Source organism: Catenibacterium sp. RTP21428st1_D7_RTP21428_210409 (genome assembly GCF_040227455.1).
Classification (GTDB): Bacteria; Bacillota_I; Bacilli_A; order Erysipelotrichales; family Coprobacillaceae; genus Catenibacterium; species Catenibacterium mitsuoka_A.
In genome coordinates this window covers 13506-36014 of the sequence record NZ_JBEHVX010000015.1, presented here as the reverse complement: position 1 = coordinate 36014, position 22509 = coordinate 13506, and the positions used below count along the sequence as shown (strand labels likewise).

18 protein-coding genes are annotated in these 22509 nt (G+C 33.9%); 15 read left to right on the top strand and 3 right to left on the bottom strand.

Features of this window, described 5'->3' with window-relative positions; all coding sequences use genetic code 11:
- The first annotated feature begins 348 nt into the window (after positions 1 to 348).
- Positions 349 to 1746 (top strand): PTS sugar transporter subunit IIC, encoded by a 1398-nt coding sequence (locus tag ABUA27_RS03925; RefSeq protein WP_129982040.1) that lies wholly within the window; start codon positions 349 to 351, stop codon positions 1744 to 1746.
- Positions 1747 to 1867: 121 nt separating this feature from the next.
- Complete coding sequence (locus ABUA27_RS03920; RefSeq protein WP_129982039.1) at positions 1868 to 2377, top strand: hypothetical protein; 510 nt, start codon at positions 1868 to 1870, stop codon at positions 2375 to 2377.
- A gap of 31 nt (positions 2378 to 2408) precedes the next feature.
- Here ABUA27_RS03920 and ABUA27_RS03915 read toward each other — a convergent pair whose 3' ends face one another.
- Positions 2409 to 3089 (bottom strand): response regulator transcription factor, encoded by a 681-nt coding sequence (locus ABUA27_RS03915; RefSeq protein ID WP_288835181.1) that lies wholly within the window; start codon positions 3087 to 3089, stop codon positions 2409 to 2411.
- 231 nt (positions 3090 to 3320) lie between these two features.
- Here ABUA27_RS03915 and ABUA27_RS03910 point away from each other — a divergent pair, with 231 nt between their 5' ends.
- The 4 genes from ABUA27_RS03910 to ABUA27_RS03895 all read left to right on the top strand — a co-directional run bounded on the left by ABUA27_RS03910 (position 3321) and on the right by ABUA27_RS03895 (position 8423).
- Positions 3321 to 5402, top strand: a complete 2082-nt coding sequence (locus ABUA27_RS03910; RefSeq protein ID WP_349820251.1) for a glutamine synthetase III family protein — start codon at positions 3321 to 3323, stop codon at positions 5400 to 5402.
- A gap of 77 nt (positions 5403 to 5479) precedes the next feature.
- On the top strand, positions 5480 to 5941 hold the full coding sequence (locus ABUA27_RS03905) for a GNAT family N-acetyltransferase (protein WP_022425959.1): 462 nt from the start codon (positions 5480 to 5482) through the stop codon (positions 5939 to 5941).
- Between the two features lie 136 nt (positions 5942 to 6077).
- Entirely contained in the window at positions 6078 to 7508 is a 1431-nt protein-coding gene (locus ABUA27_RS03900) for a glycoside hydrolase family 1 protein (protein WP_287844891.1), read from the top strand.
- Between the two features lie 66 nt (positions 7509 to 7574).
- Entirely contained in the window at positions 7575 to 8423 is an 849-nt protein-coding gene (locus tag ABUA27_RS03895) for a hypothetical protein (RefSeq protein ID WP_129980774.1), read from the top strand.
- A 23-nt stretch (positions 8424 to 8446) separates the two neighbouring features.
- On the opposite strand, the gene abc-f is transcribed toward ABUA27_RS03895, so the two are convergent.
- Positions 8447 to 10303, bottom strand: a complete 1857-nt coding sequence (abc-f, locus tag ABUA27_RS03890) for a ribosomal protection-like ABC-F family protein (RefSeq protein ID WP_349820250.1) — start codon at positions 10301 to 10303, stop codon at positions 8447 to 8449.
- Positions 10304 to 10432: 129 nt separating this feature from the next.
- Between abc-f and ABUA27_RS03885 the strand changes: the two genes are divergently transcribed.
- The 6 genes from ABUA27_RS03885 to ABUA27_RS03860 all read left to right on the top strand — a co-directional run bounded on the left by ABUA27_RS03885 (position 10433) and on the right by ABUA27_RS03860 (position 18015).
- Complete coding sequence (locus ABUA27_RS03885) at positions 10433 to 12352, top strand: aconitate hydratase (RefSeq protein WP_317373889.1); 1920 nt, start codon at positions 10433 to 10435, stop codon at positions 12350 to 12352.
- Positions 12352 to 13344, top strand: a complete 993-nt coding sequence (locus ABUA27_RS03880) for an isocitrate/isopropylmalate dehydrogenase family protein (protein ID WP_287968154.1) — start codon at positions 12352 to 12354, stop codon at positions 13342 to 13344. The genes ABUA27_RS03885 and ABUA27_RS03880 overlap by 1 nt, the downstream gene beginning before the upstream one ends.
- Before the next feature lie 16 nt (positions 13345 to 13360).
- On the top strand, positions 13361 to 14035 hold the full coding sequence (locus ABUA27_RS03875) for a GntR family transcriptional regulator (protein WP_129980770.1): 675 nt from the start codon (positions 13361 to 13363) through the stop codon (positions 14033 to 14035).
- A 45-nt stretch (positions 14036 to 14080) separates the two neighbouring features.
- A complete protein-coding gene (locus ABUA27_RS03870) occupies positions 14081 to 15187 on the top strand; it encodes a metallophosphoesterase (RefSeq protein ID WP_349820249.1) in 1107 nt (368 codons plus the stop codon).
- A complete protein-coding gene (locus ABUA27_RS03865) occupies positions 15165 to 16478 on the top strand; it encodes a hypothetical protein (RefSeq protein WP_349820248.1) in 1314 nt (437 codons plus the stop codon). The genes ABUA27_RS03870 and ABUA27_RS03865 overlap by 23 nt, the downstream gene beginning before the upstream one ends.
- A gap of 73 nt (positions 16479 to 16551) precedes the next feature.
- Positions 16552 to 18015, top strand: a complete 1464-nt coding sequence (locus ABUA27_RS03860) for a family 1 glycosylhydrolase (protein ID WP_329753748.1) — start codon at positions 16552 to 16554, stop codon at positions 18013 to 18015.
- Between the two features lie 29 nt (positions 18016 to 18044).
- Here the strand turns inward: ABUA27_RS03860 and ABUA27_RS03855 are convergent, their stop codons facing one another.
- A complete protein-coding gene (locus tag ABUA27_RS03855; protein WP_129980766.1) occupies positions 18045 to 18860 on the bottom strand; it encodes a purine-nucleoside phosphorylase in 816 nt (271 codons plus the stop codon).
- Between the two features lie 88 nt (positions 18861 to 18948).
- On the opposite strand from ABUA27_RS03855, the gene ABUA27_RS03850 reads away from it, so the two are divergent.
- From ABUA27_RS03850 to cls, 3 genes are read left to right on the top strand one after another with little or no spacing between them, the layout of a single operon-like run.
- Entirely contained in the window at positions 18949 to 20532 is a 1584-nt protein-coding gene (locus ABUA27_RS03850; protein WP_349820247.1) for an HD domain-containing protein, read from the top strand.
- Complete coding sequence (locus ABUA27_RS03845; protein WP_129980764.1) at positions 20532 to 20927, top strand: YwiB family protein; 396 nt, start codon at positions 20532 to 20534, stop codon at positions 20925 to 20927. Before ABUA27_RS03850 ends, ABUA27_RS03845 begins: the two co-directional genes overlap by 1 nt.
- A complete protein-coding gene (gene cls / locus ABUA27_RS03840; protein WP_022425946.1) occupies positions 20924 to 22486 on the top strand; it encodes a cardiolipin synthase in 1563 nt (520 codons plus the stop codon). Before ABUA27_RS03845 ends, cls begins: the two co-directional genes overlap by 4 nt.
- Positions 22487 to 22509 lie beyond the last annotated feature (23 nt).

The following is a 22509-nucleotide window of genomic DNA, read 5'->3' as shown; positions in this document are numbered from 1 at the left end:
TAATTTCTAATCTAATTGTAGAACAGATGGGAAATTCATGTGTCTGGTTCAGCTTCATGAACGCCGTTTAATCGGTGCTTATGAAATTTAATTTTCACTGACCTGTGGTTTGTGGGTATTCAAATAAAGTGATTGAATCAAATATATTTTATTTTCAAAAAATAAAAATTTGCAAAATGAAAGCGTTGTTAGAAATATCTGCTCATAATCAATATAATTTCAATTTGTTACAGTTCAAAATGGGGATATTGTGATTAAAAGTACCATACATTTCAAAATGTAACCGTTGACATTTTTACAAAGAGTGATTATACTGTAATTGTCGAAAAGATTTAGGGAGGAAAATTTATGGACGCTTTTGCTGATAAGCTAGGACGTGTCGGCGCATGGTGTGGTCAGAACAAGTATCTTAATGCAATTAAGAACGGGTTCCAGAACTTCATGCCAGCTACAATCTCAGGTGCCGTTGGTGTTCTTTGGACAAACGTTTTAGTAAATGATTCAACAGGTTTAGGTGCTTTATGGTCTCCAATTATGGCTCTTAAAGTTCTTAACCCAATCTTTGCTGCTATGCAGTATGCTACAATCTCATGTATCACTATTGGTGTAACTATGTTAGTTGCTTCTGAAATCGCTGAAGCAAATGGTGAAACTGGTGCTTACCCAGCTGTATTAGGCTTCATCTTATGGATGATGGTAACTCCAACTTCATTTGCTGCTAAAGATTTAGGTGCATCTTACATCGATGCTAAGGGTATTTCTCATGGATTCACTTTAGGTCAGTTTATCAATGTGACTGGTGAAGCTGCTAAACATAAAATCACAGCCGATAGCTTCAGCTACAGTGGTATTATGTCAAGCTACACTGGTGCAACTGGTTTATTCACAGGTCTTATCGTTGCAATCCTTGGTATGGAACTTTATAATATGTTCCGTAAGAATGATTCATTAAAGATTAAGATGCCAGAACAGGTTCCACCTGGAGTTGCTCGTGCATTCGAAGTATTAATCCCAACTTGCTTAACTGCAATCGTTGTTGGTGCTGTTGGATTAGTATGTCAGTTAGCTACTGGTGCTGAATTAAATGCATTAATCTTCAATGTAATTCAGAAACCATTACAGACTTTAATCGGTGACAATATCGTTGCTGTATGTATCATGTATGTAATCATCATGTTATTCTGGTGCGTAGGTATCCATGGTAACAACATGGTTGCTGCTGTTAAGGAACCAATCTTCAGACCATTACTTTATGCTAACACTGCTGCTTACACTGCTGGTAATAAAATTCCTTATGTTATGAACTTAACAATGTTACAGATGTTCGCTGAATTCGGTGGTTCTGGGGTTACAATCGGTTTAGTAATCGCAATTCTTATCTTCTCTAAACGTGAAGATAACAGAACAATCGCTGGTATCTCAATCGTTCCAGGTTTATTCAATATCAATGAAACTATGACATTTGGTATCCCTCTAGTATTGAACCCAATCCTAGACATTCCATTTATCTTAGCTCCAGTAGTAACTATGATCGTTGGTTACATCTTAGTATCTAGTGGATTCTGTCCTAAGATCGTGCTTGAAGTACCTTGGACAATGCCACCAGTTATCCTTGGCTTCTTAGCTACAGGTGGTCATCCAATGGGTGCAATTTCTCAGTTAATCGTAGTTGCTATTTCAGTAGTTGTTTATGTTCCATTCTTAATTGCCTACGAAAAATTCCAGGCTAAACAGGCTGCTGAATAATTTATTTAAAATTTATAATTATAATATTTCGACAATGAGAAGAGAGCCTTGCCTCTCTTCTTTTTTATTGTAATAAAGGACTAAATATTGTATAATAGAAAAGAAAGTGAGGCCTTTTTTTATGAAAGAATTCAAGGTAAAACCAAATCTAGCTGTAGGTATCTGGCTAGGTGCTTTAACTCTTGTTTGGATTTATGATATCGTCATGTTTGTATTAAAATCATTGGATCAGCAGTCATTTATTATTGTTTCAATTTTCTTGGCTGCAATGTATCTTTATTTCTTAGGATGTCGTCCTTATAAATATATTGTCGATGGCAAAACTTTAATCTTCAAAAGAAGATTATTACCTCAAAAAGAAGTAGACTTAATGTCATGTGAAGTCATTTGTGATCCAGTATCAAGAATGGCTGACTTAGTCACTAGACCTCATGCTATTGAACTTTATACAGATTTAAAAAAGAGATATAGTACATTCCCAAAAGATAGATATGAATTTGTAGATGCAATTTGCGAATCTAATAAACGTATCCACTGTACAGTAGCGGATTATACTGACCAGCATCGTAAGATTGAAAAGAAAGAAAGACGCGAAAACAGAAGACGTAGAAAAATCAATAAGAGAAGCTAAAAGAAAAAAGAATGCGATATGCATTCTTTTTTTATATGGCCATCTTATAAGAGTTAGCGCCAAAGCGTCTGATATACTCTTCATGAGAGCCTGTTCTATTTAATTTTATTATAAGTGAACTCACTAGGTTCATGACTGATTGATCGTCTGCATAAACACTATCACCCCAGATACCTTCAAAAATCTTGGTTGAAGTATAAGGTTGATAGGGATGAGACATCAACATTTTTAATAGTTTAAATTCATTTTTAGTTAGAGTAACTGAATGATCGTTTAATGAAACGGTCTTGGCAGTATCATCTAATATAATATCTTTAAAACGGTAGATCTTTCTAGGTCTTAAAACACCCATCTTATAGACGTCTTGAATTTTTCTTAATAAAGAAGTTAATGAGAAGGGTACTACAATGTAATCATCCGCACCGGCATCTAATAAATCTTCTAAGTAAGCTTCATTTAACATATCACTTATAACTATAGTAATAGCTTGTGAGTTACGTCTATTTTTTACTAGGAACTTATTCGTATTAATACCGGGGAATACATCTTCTAGAATAATGCAATCATAATTGTTGTTTGTATAAAGAGAATTGAATTCATCCAATGTCTTTGCTTGATAACAAATAAAATGATCTTGATTGAGATAATTCTTAATGCGATCATTACGTTCACTATTATGATCTATGATCAATGTTTTCTGTTTTCCAAACATATTTTTCACCTCGCTACAATTATAATCTTTTCGGTATTAAATGACAAGTTGGCTAATATTTTTTAAAAAGTGAAAATTATTGAATTAGAGTAGTTAAAACCCTACATTTTGTGATACTATGTGGGTGCAATAAGGAGTGACTGATAAAAATTATTGCACAGTGATAAAAAAGTATTGACGCAAATATTTTTTATTGCTACAATCATACCCATAAAAAGGAGATGTAATCGTATGGAAATGAACAAACTTTTAGATGAATACGGTCGTTATACATTCAACGACGAAACTATGAAGGAACGCATTCCTAAATCTACTTATAAAGCTTTCCATGAAGCTCTAGATAAGGGAGAACCTCTTTCAAAAGAAGTTGCGACAGTAATCGCAAATGCAATGAAAATCTGGGCTGTTGAAAATGGTGCTACACATTTCACTCACTGGTTTATGCCAATGACTGGTTTAACTGCAGAAAAGCATGATGCTTTCTTAGAACCAGATGGAAATGGTGGAGCAGTTCTTGAATTCAGTGGTAAGACATTAAGAAAAGGTGAACCTGATGCCTCTTCTTTCCCATCTGGTGGTATCCGTGCTACTTTCGAAGCACGTGGTTATACTGCATGGGATTGTACTTCTCCAGCCTTTGTAAAAGATGGTAGCTTATATATTCCTACATTATTCTGTTCTTATACTGGTGAAGCGCTTGATAAAAAGACTCCATTATTACGTGCTTGTGATGCTTTAAGTGCATCAGCTTCTAACTTATTAACTAAGATTGGTTTAGAGGGTGTTGATAAAGTAACTGCTTCAGTTGGTGCTGAACAGGAATATTTCTTAGTATTAGATGAATATTGGCAGAAGAGAGTTGACTTAAAGTTAACTGGTCGTACTCTTTATGGCGCTCCTGCTCCTAAGGGTCAGGAATTAGAAGATCACTACTTTGGTTCTATTAAACGTAAAGTAGGTGCCTTCATGAAGGATCTTGATACTGAATTATGGAAATATGGTATTCCTTCAAAAACTAAGCATAATGAAGTAGCTCCTGCACAGCATGAAGTTGCTTGTGTCTATACAGTAGCTAACGTAACTGCTGATAACAACGCATTAGTAATGCAGTTATCTCAGGATATTGCGAAGAAACATGGTTTAAGATGTTTATTACATGAAAAACCATTTGAAGGTGTTAACGGTTCTGGTAAGCATAACAACTGGTCATTATTAACTAATACTGGTATTAACTTATTTAGTCCTGGACCTGATCCAATCAACAATAAGCCTTTCTTAGCTACTCTCGCTTGTGCTATCAAGGGTGTTGATGAATATGCTGAATTATTGAGATTATCTGCTGCTTGTGCTGGTAATGACCACAGACTTGGTGCTAACGAAGCTCCACCTGCAATTGTTTCAGCATTCGTTGGTGATGACTTAAATAAAGTTATTAAAGCAATCATTGATGGTGAAGAATTAAATAAGACTATTGGTGAAAGATTCACTACTGGTGTATCAGTTATCCCAGATTTCTCTAAAGACTCAACAGACAGAAATAGAACATCTCCTTTTGCCTTCACAGGTAATAAATTTGAATTCCGTATGGTTGGTTCATCTCAGTCAGTTGCAGCAGTTAACACTATGTTAAATGCTATTATGGCTGAAGAATATGATCAGATGGCTGCTAAATTAGATGCCGGTGAATCATTAGATGATATCATTAGAGAATTCTTCAAGAATCATGAAAGAATCATCTTCAATGGTGATGGATATTCAGAAGAATGGAAAGAAGAAGCTGCAAGACGTGGATTACCTAACCACGCAAACTCTGTAGATGCATGCGCTTGCTTAAAGAAACCTGAAATCCGTGAAATGTTTGTAAAACATGGTGTATTCACTGAAGCTGAAATTGATTCACGTTATGACATCCAGTTAGATAACTATGCTAAGACAATCCGTGTTGAAGCTTTAACAGCATTATCAATGGCTAAGACTGAATTATATCCAGCATATGTAAAAGCATGTGGTACTTTAGCTAATGACGCAAAAGAAGTAGCTAAAGCTGGTGTAGATAATACATTCATGGTTGAAGACTTAAAGGTATTAACTTCTTTACTTTCAACTATGCGTGAACAGATGATTACATTAGAAACTGCCATCAATAAAGCTGAATCAACTGATTCTTCTACATTAGATACTGCAACTGCATGGAAGGATTTAGTTATCCCAGCTATGGATGCATTACGTGCAACTGCTGATAGCTTAGAAACTAAAGTAAGTGCTCAGCAGTATCCAATTCCAAACTATATCGATTTATTATTCGGTATTTAGTGAAACGGTCTATAATGACCGTTTTTTTTATGGGCAAATAATGGTATAATGTGATGTATGAAATAGAGGTGATATAAATGGAATTTAGAGAATACAAGAACACAGATCTTCATGCAGTTATGGATTTATTTTATGTCACTGTTCATGAAGTCAATAAGAATGATTATAGTGAAGAACAATTAGATGCTATTGCACCTAAGGATGCTAATGAATATCATTGGGAAAAGTCTTTAGAGAAAAATCATACTATCGTGGTTGAGGAAGATGATAAGTTGATTGCATTCGGTAATATTGGCAAAACTGGATATTTGGATCGTTTATATGTTCATCCTGATTATTTAAGAAAAGGGATTGCATCTAAACTTGTAGAAGAGTTAGAAGAATATGCAAAAAAACATGGAAGTCATGTGATTAATGTGACTTCATCTATTACATCTAAAGCATTCTTTGAATCTAAAGGTTATGCAGTCATTGAAGAACAAATCAATGAAAGACGTGGAGAAAGACTTCTAAGATACTTAATGGAAAAGAAAATTTAAGATACTTTTAAAAAAGTGTAGGATAAGCGAGAAAATGTGAAAATATTTTCTCTTTTTTTCTATTCTTGAAAAGAATTATGATTTTTAAAATCTTCCGTTATAATGGTGTCAGAAAAAAAGAAAAGGAGACTCATAAATGTTAGACAACAAATTAAAAGCTTTTCCAAAAGATTTCTTATGGGGTGCATCTACTTCAGCTTATCAGGTAGAAGGTGCTAATTTATCAGATGGTAAAGGACCATCATGTCAGGATGTTAAAGAATTACCAGCAGGAACTGCATCTTTAGATGTATGTGCAGATCACTATCATCGTTATAAAGAAGATATCAAGTTAATGGCTGAAATGGGATTCAAGACATACCGTTTCTCAATCGCTTGGACTAGACTCATTCCTAATGGAACTGGTGAAGTAAACCAGGCAGGTATCGATCATTACAATGATGTGATTAATACATGTTTAGAATATAATATCGAACCATTAGTGACTATGTTCCACTTTGATATGCCTGATGCATTAGACAAGAGAGGTTCTTGGTCTAATCCTGAATCAGTAGACTGGTTCGTTAACTTCGCAAAGGTTATGTTTGAAAACTTCGGTGATAGAGTTAAATACTGGTTAACTATCAACGAACAGAATATGCTTACTTTAGTTGGTCCAATTATTGGTACATTAAGAATTCCTGAAGGTACTACAAATGTATTAAAAGAAGTATATCAGCAGAACCACCATATGTTAGTTGCTCAGGCTAAAGCTATGGTTTTATGTCATGAAATGCTTCCAAATGCTAAGATTGGTCCAGCTCCAAATATTTCTTATGTATATCCAGCAACTTGCAAGCCAGAAGATAATTTAGCAGCTCAGGAATTCAACGCAATCAGAAACTGGTTATATTTAGATATGGCTGTTTATGGAAAATACAATAACTTAGTATGGACTTACTTAGAAGAAAATGATGCAACACCAACATTTGCTGAAGGTGATGAAGAAGCTATGAAGAATGCACATCCAGACTTCATTGGTTTCAACTACTATTCAACTGCAACTGTACAGCATTCAAGTGCTGATGAGGAATTAGATTCAGGTGCAGACCAGCAGTCATCTCGCGGTGAAGCAGGTTACTATAAGGGATATGCAAATCCAAACCTTAAGAAGACTGAATTCGGTTGGGAAATTGACCCTGATGGTTTCTTAGCAACTATGAGAGAAATGTATTCTCGTTATCATTTACCAATGATCGTTACTGAAAATGGTTTAGGCGCTTACGATACATTAGAAGATGGTCGTGTTCATGATAACTACAGAATTGCATACTTAAGAGCACATATCGAACAGTTACATAAGGCTGTTACTGAAAACATCGAAATGATGGGTTACTGCCCTTGGTCAGCAATCGACTTAGTATCAACTCATGAAGGTATCAGAAAGAGATATGGTTTTATCTATGTAGATACTACAGATGAAGAAGTAGGAACTCTTGACCGTTATAAGAAAGATTCATTCTACTGGTATAAGAAAGTCATCGCTACTAATGGTGAAGACTTATCAGACGACTTTGATGTTGAATAATAAATGAACATCCGGTCTTTTCCGGATGTTTTTTTTAGTGTATGATAGGTTGGAAAGGAGGGAAATATGAACGCTATTATTTTATCGCTAATAAGCTGGTTTATTTTCCTAATTAATCCTCCTATAGGTTTAGGAAGTCTTGTTGTATTAATAGAAACAGGTCTTTATTGCTTAATGGAATATCGTATTAAAAAGGCTGATGATTCAGAAAAAGATACACTCTATAATGCTTATTTTATACTATCTGTAATGTTAGTTATTGTGACTTCAGTTATTATGCTTTTCCTTTATCAATTAGATGGAGACAGTACTGTGACTCTTATTAATAAAAGAGGGGAATTGCTGAATACAGTACTCTATATGATTGGTCTAATGGTTAATGTCTTATCTATTAAGACTGTTTATGATGAAAGAAATAAATGGTTACATCGTTATGGTGGAAGAGAACTTTATGATTACTTTGATCCTGAAGGGCTGACATTTACTATGCCACGTTCCTTCTATATATGCATGGGTGCTTCTATTGTGAGTGGTTTACTGTGTCCTTACTTAGGGACTATTGGTTTCTGGACATTACTCTATATTCCAATCATTATGTTCTCACGTATGAATCTCAAGATATATAAGAATATGTATATTAAGTTATCTCATAATAGAGGAACAGAGAATGAATATGAAAGATTAAAGCATGTGGTGCCAGGAGGAATCTATACACATTATTGTTTATGGTTTGCTTATATGATTGCCTTTATGGTGATAGGCATTAAGTTCTTATGTTATTCACAGAATATTTTTGTCTTATCTTTCTTGCCAACATTAAAAGATCTTTATGCATTTTATCCATTTATTGTGTCAATCATTGGTGATTTTATCTGTGCATTTATACTTATCTATAACTTAAAACAAAGAAATTAGGACTAGGGTTGCCCCTAGTCCTTTTAAGCGTTCATCTCTTCTGAAAGTTCTTCCCATTCCGTCATGAGTTCTTCTAATTTGTTGTTTAAATCTTCTAGTTCAGCAGTGATTTCATTATACTTCTGATAATCATTCATCACTTCATCGCTATGGAGTTCTTCTTTCTTCGCACTGATCTTCTCTTCAAAGTCAGAAATATCATTTTCTATCTTCTTTAATCTATTCTTCTTTTTCTTATCAATGTTATTTTGAACTTTTACAGCTGTTTCTTTCACAACTTCTTCTACTTTACGATGTTCAAGATAATAAGAATAGTTACCACCAAATATTTCATCACCATGTGGATTCATCTCTACAATCTTGGTAGCCAATTTATTAATAAAATAACGGTCATGAGAAATAAAGAGAATAGTACCAGGAAAATCTAATAATGCATCTTCTAGTACTTCCTTAGATTGAATATCTAAATGGTTTGTTGGTTCATCTAGAATTAAGAAGTTTGCCTTATTAAGTAATAGCTTAATTAAGACAATACGTCCTTTTTCACCACCGGATAAAACATCAATTGTTTTAAATACATCTTCACCTTTGAATAAGAATGCAGCACAGATATTTCTGATTTCTGTATTATTTATATCAGGATAAGCATCATGTATTTCATCAAAAATTGTCTTTTCAGGAGATAAAGAAGTCTGTTCCTGATCATAATAACCAATCATCACCTTAGAACCTAAACGAATACGTCCATGTACAGGTAAATAATCTTTAAGAATCAAATGGAACATAGTTGTCTTACCTACACCATTAGGTCCAAGTAAAGCAACTCTTTCACCTTTCTTAACTTCAAAAGACACAGAATCAAACAATGACTTATCAAAAGCCATCGCTACATCATCTACTTTTAAAACATCATAACCACTCTCTACTTCAGGCTCAAATGCAAAACGGATACTAGAAGGAAGACTTTCAGGCCTTTCTACCTTCTCCATACGTTCAAGTGCTTTCTCTTTAGACTCAGCACGTTTTACCTGTTTTTCACGGTTATAAGATTTTAAACGATCAATAGACTCCTGCATACGTTTAATATCTTTCTGGTTATTTAAATAATGTTTTAATTCTACATCACGATCATGCTTCTTGATTTCAGCATATTTAGAATAATTACATTTATAGATCTTACTCTTACCATTCTCTATTTCCATAATAGAAGTAGACACTTGATCAATAAAATAACGGTCATGAGATACTACAATTACAGCTTTATTATACTGTTTTAAATAGTTTTCCAACCATTCAATAGAATTTACATCAAGATGGTTGGTCGGTTCATCAAGTAATAATAAATCGGGAGAACGTAATAACAACTGACCTAACGCAATTCTTGTTTTCTGTCCACCAGATAAAATACCAATAGGTTTATACCACATATCCTCATCAAAACCTAAACCATTGAGAACACCTTTCACCTGTGACTCCATGGCATAACCGCCTTCATCCTGGAATTTAGATAATAAAGAATCATACTGATTCATGATTGTATCTAAATCATTTGTGACTGCCATTTCCTGTTCCAATTCACGTATACGTTTTTCTATCTTCTTTAAATCTTCAAAAGGTTCTTCCAATGTTTCATAAATACTCTTATTAAGATCAAACTTATGTTCCTGATTCAGTGTACCAATACGAATATTCTTCGCAATAGTCATCATACCATCATCATAAGCTTCTTCATTTAAAAGAATTCTAAGCAATGTACTCTTACCAGCACCATTAACACCAATAATGGCAAGTTTATCATGCTCTTCTATATGGAATGTTATATTTTTTAGGACTTCTTTTCCTGAATAAGATTTAGATAGTCCTGAACAAGATAATATCATTTTTCATCACCCAATGTATTGTACCAATTTAACGAAATAAATACAAATTATCTTTGTTTTTTATATTGCACAGATAATAGTATATGTGTATAATTGTATACAATTAGAAACAAGGGGGGAGAAGATTATATGAATCTAGCGTATAAAATCTTGAATGCACATCTTAAAGAAGGAGAATTAGTTCCAGGAACATCTATTTGTATTGGAATTGACCAGACTTTAACACAGGATTCTACAGGTACAATGGCTTATCTTCAGTTAGAAGCAATGAATGTAGGTCATGTTGCAGTAGAAAAAGCCGTGGCTTATATTGACCATAACATGCTTCAGACTGGTTTTGAAAACATGGATGACCATGAATTTATTAAATCTGTTGCAAGAAAACATGGTATCACATTCTCTAAACCAGGTAATGGTGTTTGTCATCAGTTACAGCTTGAAAATTTCTCACATCCAGGTAAGACGCTTATTGGTTCAGATTCTCATACACCAACATGTGGTGCAATGGGTATGATTGCGATTGGTGCAGGAGGACTTGATGTCGCTGTTGCCATGGCAACAGGTAAGTACTATGTTCAGTGTCCATCAGTATTACAGGTTAAACTAACAGGACGTAAAGCACCTTGGGTATCTGCAAAAGATGTTATCTTAAAAATCTTACAGGAATTATCAGTAAAAGGTGGGGTTAATAAGATTGTTGAATATACAGGTGAAGGTTTAAATGATCTTTCACTTACTGACCGTGCGACTATCTGTAACATGGGTGCAGAACTTGGTGCCACTACTTCAGTATTCCCAACAGATGAAAATACTTTAGCTTACTTAAAACAGCAGGGTAGAGAAGATGAATATGTTGAAATGAAAGCTGATGATGATGCAACATATGATGAAACTATTGAAATCGATATGTCTACATTAGTTCCTATGGTTGCTCAGCCTCATTCACCAGATAATGTAGTAGATGTAAAAGAATTAGAAGGTATGAAGATCAATCAGGTAGTCATTGGTTCTTGTACAAACTCATCTTTACCAGATATGATGCGTGCTGCAAAAATCTTAAAAGGTCGTAAAGTAGCTGAAGATGTTTCTTTAGTTATCGCTCCAGGTTCTTCTTCTATTCTTTCTATGCTTGCACAAAATGGTGCTCTTGCAGATATGATTCATGCAGGTGCAAGAATTCTTGAATGTGGTTGTGGCCCTTGCATCGGTATGGGACAGGCTCCATTATCAAAAGGTGTATCTTTAAGAACAATCAACCGTAACTTTAAAGGACGTTCTGGTACAAATGATGCAAGTGTATATCTTGTATCTCCAGAAGTTGCAGCATTATCTGCAGTCAAAGGTTATTTATCACAGGAATTTGAAGATGATATGGTATTAGAAGAAGTACCAGATACACCATTTGTGAAGAATCCTAACTTCTTTATTAGTGAATATATCCCTGATAATAAAATCTATATGGGACCTAACATCAAACCAGTTCCTAGAGGAGATAAGTTAACAGATACAGTGACTGGTAAGGTTGTATTAAAAGTAGGAGACAATATTTCTACAGACCATATTGTACCTTCTGATTCTAAACTACTTCCATTCCGTTCTAATGTCCCTCATTTAGCTAAGTTCTCATTCTCTAAGGTAGATTCTGAATTCTATAATAGAGCCGTTAAAAACAATGGTGGTTTCATTGTAGGTGGAGATAACTATGGACAGGGTTCATCAAGAGAACATGCTGCATTAGTACCTAACTACTTAAAAATCAAAGCTATCTTCGCCATTTCATTTGCGAGAATTCATCGTTCTAACTTAATCAACAATGGTATTCTTCCACTTGTTATTGATGCGAAAGATTACGATTTCTTCAATGATCAGGATGATTACGAATTAAGTGATTTATTAACATCTGTAGAAGAAGGTAAAGACATTGTAGTGACTAATAAGAATACAAATGAAACTATTACAGCACGTCTATCATTATCAGCACGTGAAAAAGTCATGATTCAGTATGGTGGATTATTAAACGCAATTAAAGAACTAGGAGGAGATTTCTAATGAAAGCAGTACTTATTCCAGGTGATGGTATTGGACCAGAAATTTCAGCAAGTGTTGAATCTATCACAAAAGCAATGAACCTAGATATTGAATGGGTTAAATATAGAGCAGGTGCCCAATATGCAAAAGAAACAGGTGAAGTATGGGAACCTGGTCTTGTAGATGCAATTGAAGAATACAAATGGGCATTAAAAGGTCCTACAGCAACTCCAGTTGGAACAGGCTTTAGAAGTGTGAATGTTGCATTAAGACAGAAATTCTCTACTTATGCTAATGTACGTCCTTTACGTAACTTCAAGGGTATTGATTCTAAATATGAAAATATTGATTTAGTCATCATTAGAGAAAATACTGAAGATTTATATAAAGGTATTGAATATATGCTCACTGATGATATTGCGAATGGTGTTAAGTTGATCACTAGAGAAGCTTCTACACGTATTTGTCGTTATGCATTTGAATATGCACGCACAAATAACAGAAAAAAAGTGACATCCATCCATAAAGCCAATATAATGAAGTATACAGATGGTCTTTTCCTTGATTGTTATAGAGAAGTGGCAAAAGACTATCCAGAAATAGAAACACAGGAAGTTATTATTGATAATATGTGTATGCAGCTTGTACAGCGTCCAGAAACATTTGATGTTCTTGTTGCACCTAACTTATATGGGGATATTGTTTCTGACTTATGTGCAGGTCTTGTAGGTGGTCTTGGTATTGCCCCATCAGGTAATATTGGTGACGACTACCGTATTTATGAAGCTGTTCATGGCAGTGCACCTGATATTGCAGGTAAAGGTATTGCGAACCCAAGTTCTTTAATTCTTGCATTCGCAATGATGCTTGAAGCATTAAATAAACAGAAAGAAGCACAATCTTTAAGAGAAGCCTTAGCAGCAGTTGTAGAAGAAGGTAAGTTTACAACACCTGATATTGGTGGACAGGCAACTACAAAAGAGTTTACAGACGCAATTATCGATAAATTATAAGAGGAGGGACAATGAAATGCCATCTCATAGCATTTTTGAATCAACTTCCCATGGATCATTGGGCTCTAAAATATTTATCTTATTACGTGATCGTATTCTTAATGAAAGTTATCAATGCGGTGATAAACTAAATGAATTAACACTTGCGAAAGAATTGAAAATTTCTCGTACACCTATTAGAGAAGCATTAAAACAGCTAGAATTAGAAGGTTTAGTAGAAAGTATTCCTAACAAAGGTGTTTATGTGAAAGGTTTTTCACCTCGTGATATTGATGATATGTTTGAAATACGTCTTTCTTTAGAGGGATTAGCTGTTTCATTCGCAATTGATCGTATAGATGAAGTACATCTTGCTAAAATTAAAGAAGTATTTGAATTACTAGAATTCTATACTACAAAGGGCGACTTTGATAAAGTGAATGATTTTAATATTTTATTCCATGAGTCTATTTATCAGGCAACACAGTCTACCTATTTTGAACAGATTCTTAAGGATATTCATTACTATGTCTCTGTGACATCAAGACATTCTATTGCACGTCCAGAACGTTTAGAATCATCACTTGCAGAACATCGTGCTATTCTAGAAGCTATCATTGATAGAGACAAAGAGGAAGCAACAGAACGTATTCAAAGACATATTCGTAAAACACAGATGCTTGTAAGAAAATATTATGCAACAAGAAAGTAGGGTCAACCTACTTTTTTTGTTGTAGAATGATATCAGGAGGTATTTATGTTAAAGCCTAAACATTTAATTAAAAAAGAAAAGAATGACTATCGCTTGATTGCGATATCAGACATACATGGTCATTTAGACCGCTTTAAAGAATTATTAAGAAAAGTGAATTATGATCCTGTAGAGGATTATTTAGTGATTATTGGCGATTTTGTAGAAAAAGGAGACCAGGTATTAGAAACAATACACTTTATTATGAATCTTTCACGTTTTCCTAAGTGTTATATATTGATGGGAAATTGTGAATGGGCGATGAATGCATTACTTACTATTCCAGAAATTGCAGGAGAAATTCCTAAGTATCTCAAAAGAAATAGTAAGAACGGTATTATTAGAGATATTTATAATCATGAACATTTTAGTGATGGACATGAAACACCTTTAGGTATGCAGAAGATTATGGCTGAAAAGCTTAAACAAGAATTAAAGTTCATGTCCCATTTACCTACTACACTATTATTTAATGATTATTTATTTGTCCATGCAGGTGTAGAACCAAGAGATAATTATAAGGAGTGTGGTTTATCATCTTACCTCGAACTCCAACATTTTTATGAACTGGGACATTCATTAAAGTATACAGTTGTAGTAGGACATCTTCCTACATCCAATTATTTCCCTCGTTCTATTCATAATGACATTATTATAGATGAAGAAAAGAAAATTATCTGTATTGATGGAGGAACAGGTGTGAAACCTATCTCACAATTAAATGCGCTTATTATAAATAGTTATAAGGGGGAAGTGACATACCAAACAGAATGTGTACAGCCATTTCCTATAGGTGTATTAAATAAAGATCTGTATGGTAATGGTGAAGTAGACCATAAGATAGCTTTTCCTGATTATGAAGTAAAGATGATGAAGAAAGGAAAAGAGTTTAGTCAATGTTATAGAGTGAGTGATCATGTAATGATCTCTATTAAGAATGAATTCTTATATGAAAGAAATCATCATCTCTATTGTTTAGATGATTATACAGATCATTGGTTTATAGGTGAAAAAGGCACTGAAGTGAAGATTGCAGGTGTCTATGGACATTATGTTTATGTCATCTGTGGTGCACAGGTAGGGTGGGTCAATGAAGAAGACATCGATTATTAAGATAGTATGTGTACTAGTTTTACTTCTAGGCGTTCATCAATGTACTTCGTATAAGGAGCTTGCACCTCATATTTTTTTAGTTAAAGAGAATACATCTTTTCTTAATCAAACACTCACAATGGGACAACCTTTAGTTGTAGAAGGACAAAGAGGTTCTCAATATTATGGTTATATATATGTGAATGGTGAGAAGAAAGAAGGCTATATATCAAGTCGTAATGTGATTGCATATGTATTTGATGAATCTTTTGAAAAAGAAATCACATCATTTCCTGATAGCTATAAACAATCTTTACGATTCTTACATGCACTTTATCCAGAATGGTGCTATGTACCTCTTAATACTTCTTTAGACTTTAGTCAAACTGCATCCATCTTCCAAAGTAAATCATTAATAGATACAAATGATTCTTCAATGATTGCCTCTCCTAATATTATAGAAGGACAGACATGGTGTCGTGTTTCATTGAATGCAGCCCGTTATTTCTTAGATCCACGTAATGGTTTGGATGCTTATCATGCGCTGATGTTTGAGAAACTCACTTATAATCCTTCTGAAACATTACAGGAAGGAAAAAGAATGCTGGAAGGAACTGAAATGTCAGGTCTAGAACCCCAGTCTAAAAAAGACTGGGCCGAACTCTATCGTTACAGTGCAGAAGTAAATAACGTCTCTATGTCATTACTCATTACCCGTGCGATTCAGGAACAGACAGGTGGAGGACTAGGACTTCGTGGAGGACATGCAAGAAACAATCCGCAAGGACCTCTCTTCTATAATATATATAATATTGGAGCAAACAGTAGTGATCAGGATGGGATAGACTTTGCGGCATCAAGAAACTGGGATACAAGAGAAAAAGCTATTCTCTATGGTTCTAAGTATTTAATGGATAATTATATCACTAAAGGACAGGATTCTCTTTATCTGCAGAAATTTGATGTCCACAACAATAATCCTGGTCATCATTATTATATGTCTAACATCAGAGCACCTTATAGTGAAGCAAAGAATATGTTGAAAGGGTATATCTCTAATTATATGGATCATGTGAAACGTATACTAGAAATACCACTTTATACTCATATGCCTGTCTATAATGCTTATCCTAATTCTATTGATATCAATTATTCAGGAACAATTATGAAGAATCCTTATTGTGAATATCAAATAGAGAATACATATAAGAACCTTATAGAAAATGTGGATTATATCTCTATTAATCACAAAACCTATACACATATTGTAGGTTTAAATAATTACTATGGTTCATGTGATATTCCAAAATAATATTTTCATAATCTGTCGGATTTTAATATATTTGTTTAAAAATTTATATAATATGATTTAGGAGGAATAAACAATGACATTTAGTAAAGATTTTTATTGGGGTGGCGCTGTTGCTGCCAATCAGTGTGAAGGGGCATGGAATGTAGATGGAAGAGGTATGGCCCGTACTGATGTAACTACAGGAGGAACAGTGAATACTCCTAGAATGGTTACATTTATTGATAAGGATGGTCAGAAACAGAAATTACCTAACCATGGCTTTAAATTACCAGAAGGAGCTCATTTTGCAGTCTTTGATGATGAACTTTATCCTAACCATGATGGTATTGACTTCTATCATCACTATAAGGAAGATATTGCATTACTTAAAGAAATGGGATTCAAGATGTTCAGACTTTCTATTTCATGGTCTAGAATCTATCCTACAGGAGAAGAAACAGAACCAAATCAGGCTGGTTTAGACTTCTATAGAAATGTATTTACAGAATTAAGAAATGCGGGTATTGAACCACTCGTTTCTATCTGGCACTTTGATACACCACTTGCATTAGAAGAAAAGTATGGTGACTGGCAGGATAGAAAGTACATTGAATTATATGAAAAGTATGTGACTACTATCTTTAAAGAATATAAGGGTCTTGTAAAATACTGGCTTACATTTAATGAAATTAATAATACAATCAACTTCTTACCAGATAATGCAAGTGATGAAGCTTTCCAGGAAGCATATCAGCATCTTCATTATCAGTTTGTAGCGAGTGCAAGAGCTGTACAGATTGGTCATGCGATTGATCCTGACTATCAGATTGGCTGCATGATCTGTGGTATTACTTATTATCCACTCACTTCTGATCCAGAAGATATTCTCTTTAATCGTTATAAATGGGAAAAAGGTATCTTCTATTGCGGAGATGTTCAATGTAAAGGTAAATATCCAACATATGCAAAACGCTTATGGAAGGAACATAATGTAGAATTAGATATCACTGAACAGGATCTAGTAGAACTAAAGAATGGTACTGTTGATCTTTATACATTCTCATATTATATGTCTCAGTCTATTACAACTCACAAGAATGAAGATACAGTAGGTGGTAATATGTCATTTGGTGTACGTAACCCTTACTTAACATATTCTGATTGGGGATGGGCATTAGATCCTCAGGGATTAAGATACTATCTTGAGGTTGTTTATGACCGTTATGAATTACCATTAATGGTTGTAGAAAATGGTTTAGGTGCCTTTGATACAGTAGAAGAAGATGGTTCTATTCATGATGATTATAGAATTGACTACTACCGTGCACATATTAAAGAAATGGATAAAGCGATTGAAGAAGGTATTGATTTAATCGGTTATACAACTTGGGGCTGTATTGACCTTGTTTCTGCAGGTACTGGAGAAATGAGAAAACGTTATGGCTTTATTTATGTAGATAAACATGATGATGGTACTGGTACTATGAAGAGAAGTAAGAAAGACTCTTTCTACTGGTATAAGAAAGTCATTGAATCTAACGGTGAAGATCTAGACTAATATAAAAGACCAGCGAGAGCTGGTCTTTATTACATGTCTTTCAAAATCTGTTTTACAAGCTTTACAAGTCTTTCTTCTGCACTATTTGCTGCTTCCATGACTTCTATATGATTTAATTCATTATTAGATAATCCTGCTGCTTTATTAGTCACAAGTGAAATACCTAAAATCTTCATATCAGAATGTCTTGCAACAATAGCTTCAGGCACTGTAGACATACCTACCATATCTGCACCAAGTGTCTTGAATGCTCTGATTTCTGCAGGTGTTTCAAATTGTGGTCCTTTAAAGAAACAATAAACGCCTTCTTTTACATCTACATTTACTTTCTTTGCAGATTCAAAGGCAAGAGAGCGTAATGTTGATGTATAAACATCAGTCATATCCTTAAAACGTGGTCCAAAATCATCTAGATTAGGTCCTCTTAAAGGCGATGGCATCATAAATGATAAATGATCAGAAATAATTACAATCTGTCCTGGATTTAAATCATCTCTTACACCACCACAGGCATTAGTCACAATTAAGTTCTTAATACCTAAAGCACTAAATACACGAATAGGCATTGTGACTTTTTGCATATCATAGCCCTCATAGAAATGGAAACGACCTTTCATACAGGCAACAGTTTTACCACCAATTTCACCAATAATAAGTTTACCAGCATGTCCTGGTACAGTAGAAACAGGGAAATAAGGGATATCCTTATAATCAATTTCTACAGGTTCATTAATCACATCAGCAAGTGGTCCTAAACCTGAACCTAATACAATGGCAACATCAATAGGATTTTTATAGCGTGACTGAATATAATCACGTGCAGCATAAATTTCATCAATATACATAAATATACCTCCATAGCTATTATAACCTATATCATTCGCAAATAACTCTTAAAAATGATAAAATAACCCTAATAAGGAAGGTGATACCATGCATTTAGAAGATTACCGTTTATTTGATACAAAAGTATTTAGAGATGTTGTTCATGATTATATACGTGTTGAATATATGCCTATCTGGAAACTGATTAATACAAAAGAATTTCAACGTTTAAGACGTATTAAACAGTTAGGAGGTACATCCATGGTATTTCCTAGTGCAGAACATTCACGTTTTGTCCATTCTTTAGGTGTTTATGAAATAACTCGACAAATGACAGAATTAGATCAAGTCAAAAACCACTTAACAGACTATGAACGTTTAACTGTATTATGTGCCGCTTTATTACATGATTTAGGACATGGTCCTTTCTCTCATTCATTTGAGGGAATCTTTCATTATAATCATGAAGAGATGACCACAGCTCTTATTAGAGGACATACAGAGGTACATGAAGTCCTCTCACAGGTTGATCCTTATTTGCCTGAAGATGTGGCACGTATTATAGAAAAGAAAGCCGATAAACCAATGTTGGTGCAGATGATCTCTAGTCAGGTTGATGCTGATCGTATGGATTACCTTCTACGTGATTCTTATAACTGTGGTGTGACTTATGGACAGTTTGATTTATCAAGAATATTACGTACTATGCGTATTGTAGATAATCGTATTGTCTTTAAATCTTCCGGTGTACAGGCAATAGAAGATTATATTCTAGCTCGTTATTATATGTATTGGCAGGTGTATTATCATCCCGTATCTAGAAGTTATGAACAAGTACTAGGGAGTGTTATGAAACGTGTAAAGGACTTATATAAACAAAACTATACCTTTAAATCTTCATTTCCACTTCTCGTTCCTTTCTTAGAAGATAGTTTCACACCTGAACAATTTGTAAGACTTGATGAAACATCATTACTCTATTATATAAGATGCTTTATGGATGAAGATGATACAATTCTTAAAGATTTATCGACTCGTTTATTAGAAAGAGAATTATTTAAATATCGTACACTTAAGGGTGATGAAGATTATGAAAATACACGAAAGATATGTATAGAAGAAGGACTGGATCCTCGCTATTATGTCACAAGTGATGCGATTATGAATCAGGTACCTTATAAACGTATGGAGGTCAGACATGCAAATGAAGTAGAAATACTTAAACAAGATGGAACAATTAGTTCATTACCAGAAGAATCAGAAATTGTACAAGCTATATTATTAGGTAAAGCCAAACAGGATCAAAAAATCTTCTCTACAAGACAAGTTATTAGACGTTCATCTTTTAGATATCAGTCTTTTAATAAATATAAGGATGCACAGGGTACACACTATATCCTTGAACAGGCTTCTAAAGAATGGAATCAGGAAGGATTATTCTTAGAATTCTATCAAGAAGATCATGTTATAGGATGTGCACATATTATTGATGATTGTGTAAAAGATATTGTATTACTTCCTGATGATCGTAGAGAATTCTATGAGAAAGAAGTATTAGGTGCTATAGAGGATTTCTTCAAGAAACAACATATGTGTGTAGTGAAGATCATTCCTTATTCACAATCTCTTGATTTTTATCTAGAAAATGGGTATCGTACAGAAGGTTACTATATAATTAAGGAGGTAGGATGATGAAAAAAAGAATTTCTTATGAATGTTTATTAGTCAATGGCCCTGTCAAAGAAAAAGTAAAATACAAAGAGATAGGAGACCATTATGAAGTAAAAGGTGTTCATCATATCTCTTTTGAAGTAGAAGGAAAACCAATGCATATCCAATATGATGATACACATGTACATCTTGTGAATGATCAATCTGTATTACACTTTAATAAGGATATGCGTGTACCGAATAAATATACATTGCCTTATGGTGTTGTAGAACTTCATACAAAAGTGATTTCTTTAGAATATAGAGAAGGTACAATGAAATTTATCTATGAACTCTATGATCAGGAACATCTTGTAACAAAAGCTTATATGATGGTGCATTACTCTGATATAGATGAAGAAGGGGTGCCTTCATGAAATATATAAAACGTTTTACAGCATTGTTCTTTGAATATCTATATCGTTTTATCCAGTTCTTACTAAGTCCGATTGTGATTTATATTGCGCTCATCTGTATTCAGGCTATTTATCTTGTATACTTTGCAGCAATACTCACAGACTTTAATGGTGTGGTTCGTTTCTTATTTATCTCACTTTCCGCATTTATGATCTTTTATTTGATTAGTAAAGATGAGAATACAAACTATAAGATGACATGGATCTTCTTTATAATGTTATTGCCTAACGCAGGAGGATTACTTTATCTCTTGTTAGGTAACAAGAGACCATCACGCTGGTTAAAAAGAAAGATTCAGCCAGAAGTACAATATTTTAATGAAACAAGACATCAGGATCCGGTTATTAGAAATCAGATTATTAATAAGAAGATTATTTCTTTAGATTATCTCAATAGACAATCATTCCCTATATATAATCATACAGAATGTAAGTACTATTCATTAAGTGATTATAACTATCAGGATATGATTAAAGATCTTTTACATGCAAAACATTTTATCTTTATGGAGTACTTTATTGTTTCTAAAGGACTGATGTTTGATACAATCATCGGAATCTTAAAACAGAAGGTTAAAGAAGGTGTTGATGTACGCTTTATCTTTGATGACTTTGGTTCCTTTACAACTGTACCTCTTCACTTTGCAAAAAAATTAGAAGAAGCAGGCATTAAAACAGTGATGTTTAACCGTTTTATTCCTGTCTTCTCTTTAAGCCAGAACCATAGAGACCATCGTAAGATCTGTGTGATTGATGGTTATATTGGTTATTCTGGAGGTTTTAACTTAGCAGATGAATATATTAACTGTAAGATGCGTTTTGGACATTGGAAGGATACAGGTATTCGTTTAGAAGGAGAAGCAGTATGGTCTTTGACATCTATGTTTCTATCAACCTTCTATGCTTATCATAAGGAATATCATGGAGAAGAGATAGAACAGTTTAAACCACATACCTATCATCCTGAACCATTTAAGAATACAGGTTATGTATTACCCTATGGAGATGATCCATTAGATGATGAAGGTGTTGGAGAAGCAGTTTATTTAAATATGATTACACATGCTTCTAGAAGTATTGATATTATGACACCTTATTTTATTATTGATGATGTTATGTTGAAGGCATTGTGCCTTGCTTCTAAGAATGGTGTTAAGATCAGACTCTATGTCCCTCATGTACCGGATAAGAAGATTGTCTTTAGAGTGACACGTTCTTATTATTATGATCTCATTCGTGCTGGTATTGAGGTGTATGAATATTTACCAGGCTTCTTACATGCGAAAGTCATGTTAGTTGATGGTAAAGCAGCTACAGTAGGAACAATCAACTTTGATTATCGTTCTTTATACTTACACTTTGAATGCAATGTCTTATTATATGAAGCAGAATGTTTATCTGCAATCAAGAGAGATTTTAGAGAAATGAATGAAATCTGTGCACCTGTAAAAATAGATGACAGCCGTCATTTTAAAGGACTCGTAGAAGGATTATTGAGATTATTCTCTCCACTTCTATAAAATTCTTGACAGTCCAACATTTT

Bases quoted from the DNA above. Each gene is read 5' to 3' on its own strand.
- ABUA27_RS03875 (WP_129980770.1), top strand. From the start codon at position 13,361: ATGCCATCTCATAGCATTTTTGAATCAACTTCCCATGGATCATTGGGC.
- ABUA27_RS03910 (WP_349820251.1), top strand. From the start codon at position 3,321: ATGGAAATGAACAAACTTTTAGATGAATACGGTCGTTATACATTCAAC.
- ABUA27_RS03845 (WP_129980764.1), top strand. From the start codon at position 20,532: ATGAAAAAAAGAATTTCTTATGAATGTTTATTAGTCAATGGCCCTGTC.
- abc-f (WP_349820250.1), bottom strand. From the start codon at position 10,303: ATGATATTATCTTGTTCAGGACTATCTAAATCTTATTCAGGAAAAGAA.
- ABUA27_RS03925 (WP_129982040.1), top strand. From the start codon at position 349: ATGGACGCTTTTGCTGATAAGCTAGGACGTGTCGGCGCATGGTGTGGT.
- ABUA27_RS03915 (WP_288835181.1), bottom strand. From the start codon at position 3,089: ATGTTTGGAAAACAGAAAACATTGATCATAGATCATAATAGTGAACGT.
- ABUA27_RS03920 (WP_129982039.1), top strand. From the start codon at position 1,868: ATGAAAGAATTCAAGGTAAAACCAAATCTAGCTGTAGGTATCTGGCTA.
- ABUA27_RS03850 (WP_349820247.1), top strand. From the start codon at position 18,949: ATGCATTTAGAAGATTACCGTTTATTTGATACAAAAGTATTTAGAGAT.
- ABUA27_RS03895 (WP_129980774.1), top strand. From the start codon at position 7,575: ATGAACGCTATTATTTTATCGCTAATAAGCTGGTTTATTTTCCTAATT.
- ABUA27_RS03900 (WP_287844891.1), top strand. From the start codon at position 6,078: ATGTTAGACAACAAATTAAAAGCTTTTCCAAAAGATTTCTTATGGGGT.
- ABUA27_RS03865 (WP_349820248.1), top strand. From the start codon at position 15,165: ATGAAGAAGACATCGATTATTAAGATAGTATGTGTACTAGTTTTACTT.
- ABUA27_RS03855 (WP_129980766.1), bottom strand. From the start codon at position 18,860: ATGTATATTGATGAAATTTATGCTGCACGTGATTATATTCAGTCACGC.
- ABUA27_RS03905 (WP_022425959.1), top strand. From the start codon at position 5,480: ATGGAATTTAGAGAATACAAGAACACAGATCTTCATGCAGTTATGGAT.
- cls (WP_022425946.1), top strand. From the start codon at position 20,924: ATGAAATATATAAAACGTTTTACAGCATTGTTCTTTGAATATCTATAT.
- ABUA27_RS03880 (WP_287968154.1), top strand. From the start codon at position 12,352: ATGAAAGCAGTACTTATTCCAGGTGATGGTATTGGACCAGAAATTTCA.
- ABUA27_RS03860 (WP_329753748.1), top strand. From the start codon at position 16,552: ATGACATTTAGTAAAGATTTTTATTGGGGTGGCGCTGTTGCTGCCAAT.
- ABUA27_RS03885 (WP_317373889.1), top strand. From the start codon at position 10,433: ATGAATCTAGCGTATAAAATCTTGAATGCACATCTTAAAGAAGGAGAA.
- ABUA27_RS03870 (WP_349820249.1), top strand. From the start codon at position 14,081: ATGTTAAAGCCTAAACATTTAATTAAAAAAGAAAAGAATGACTATCGC.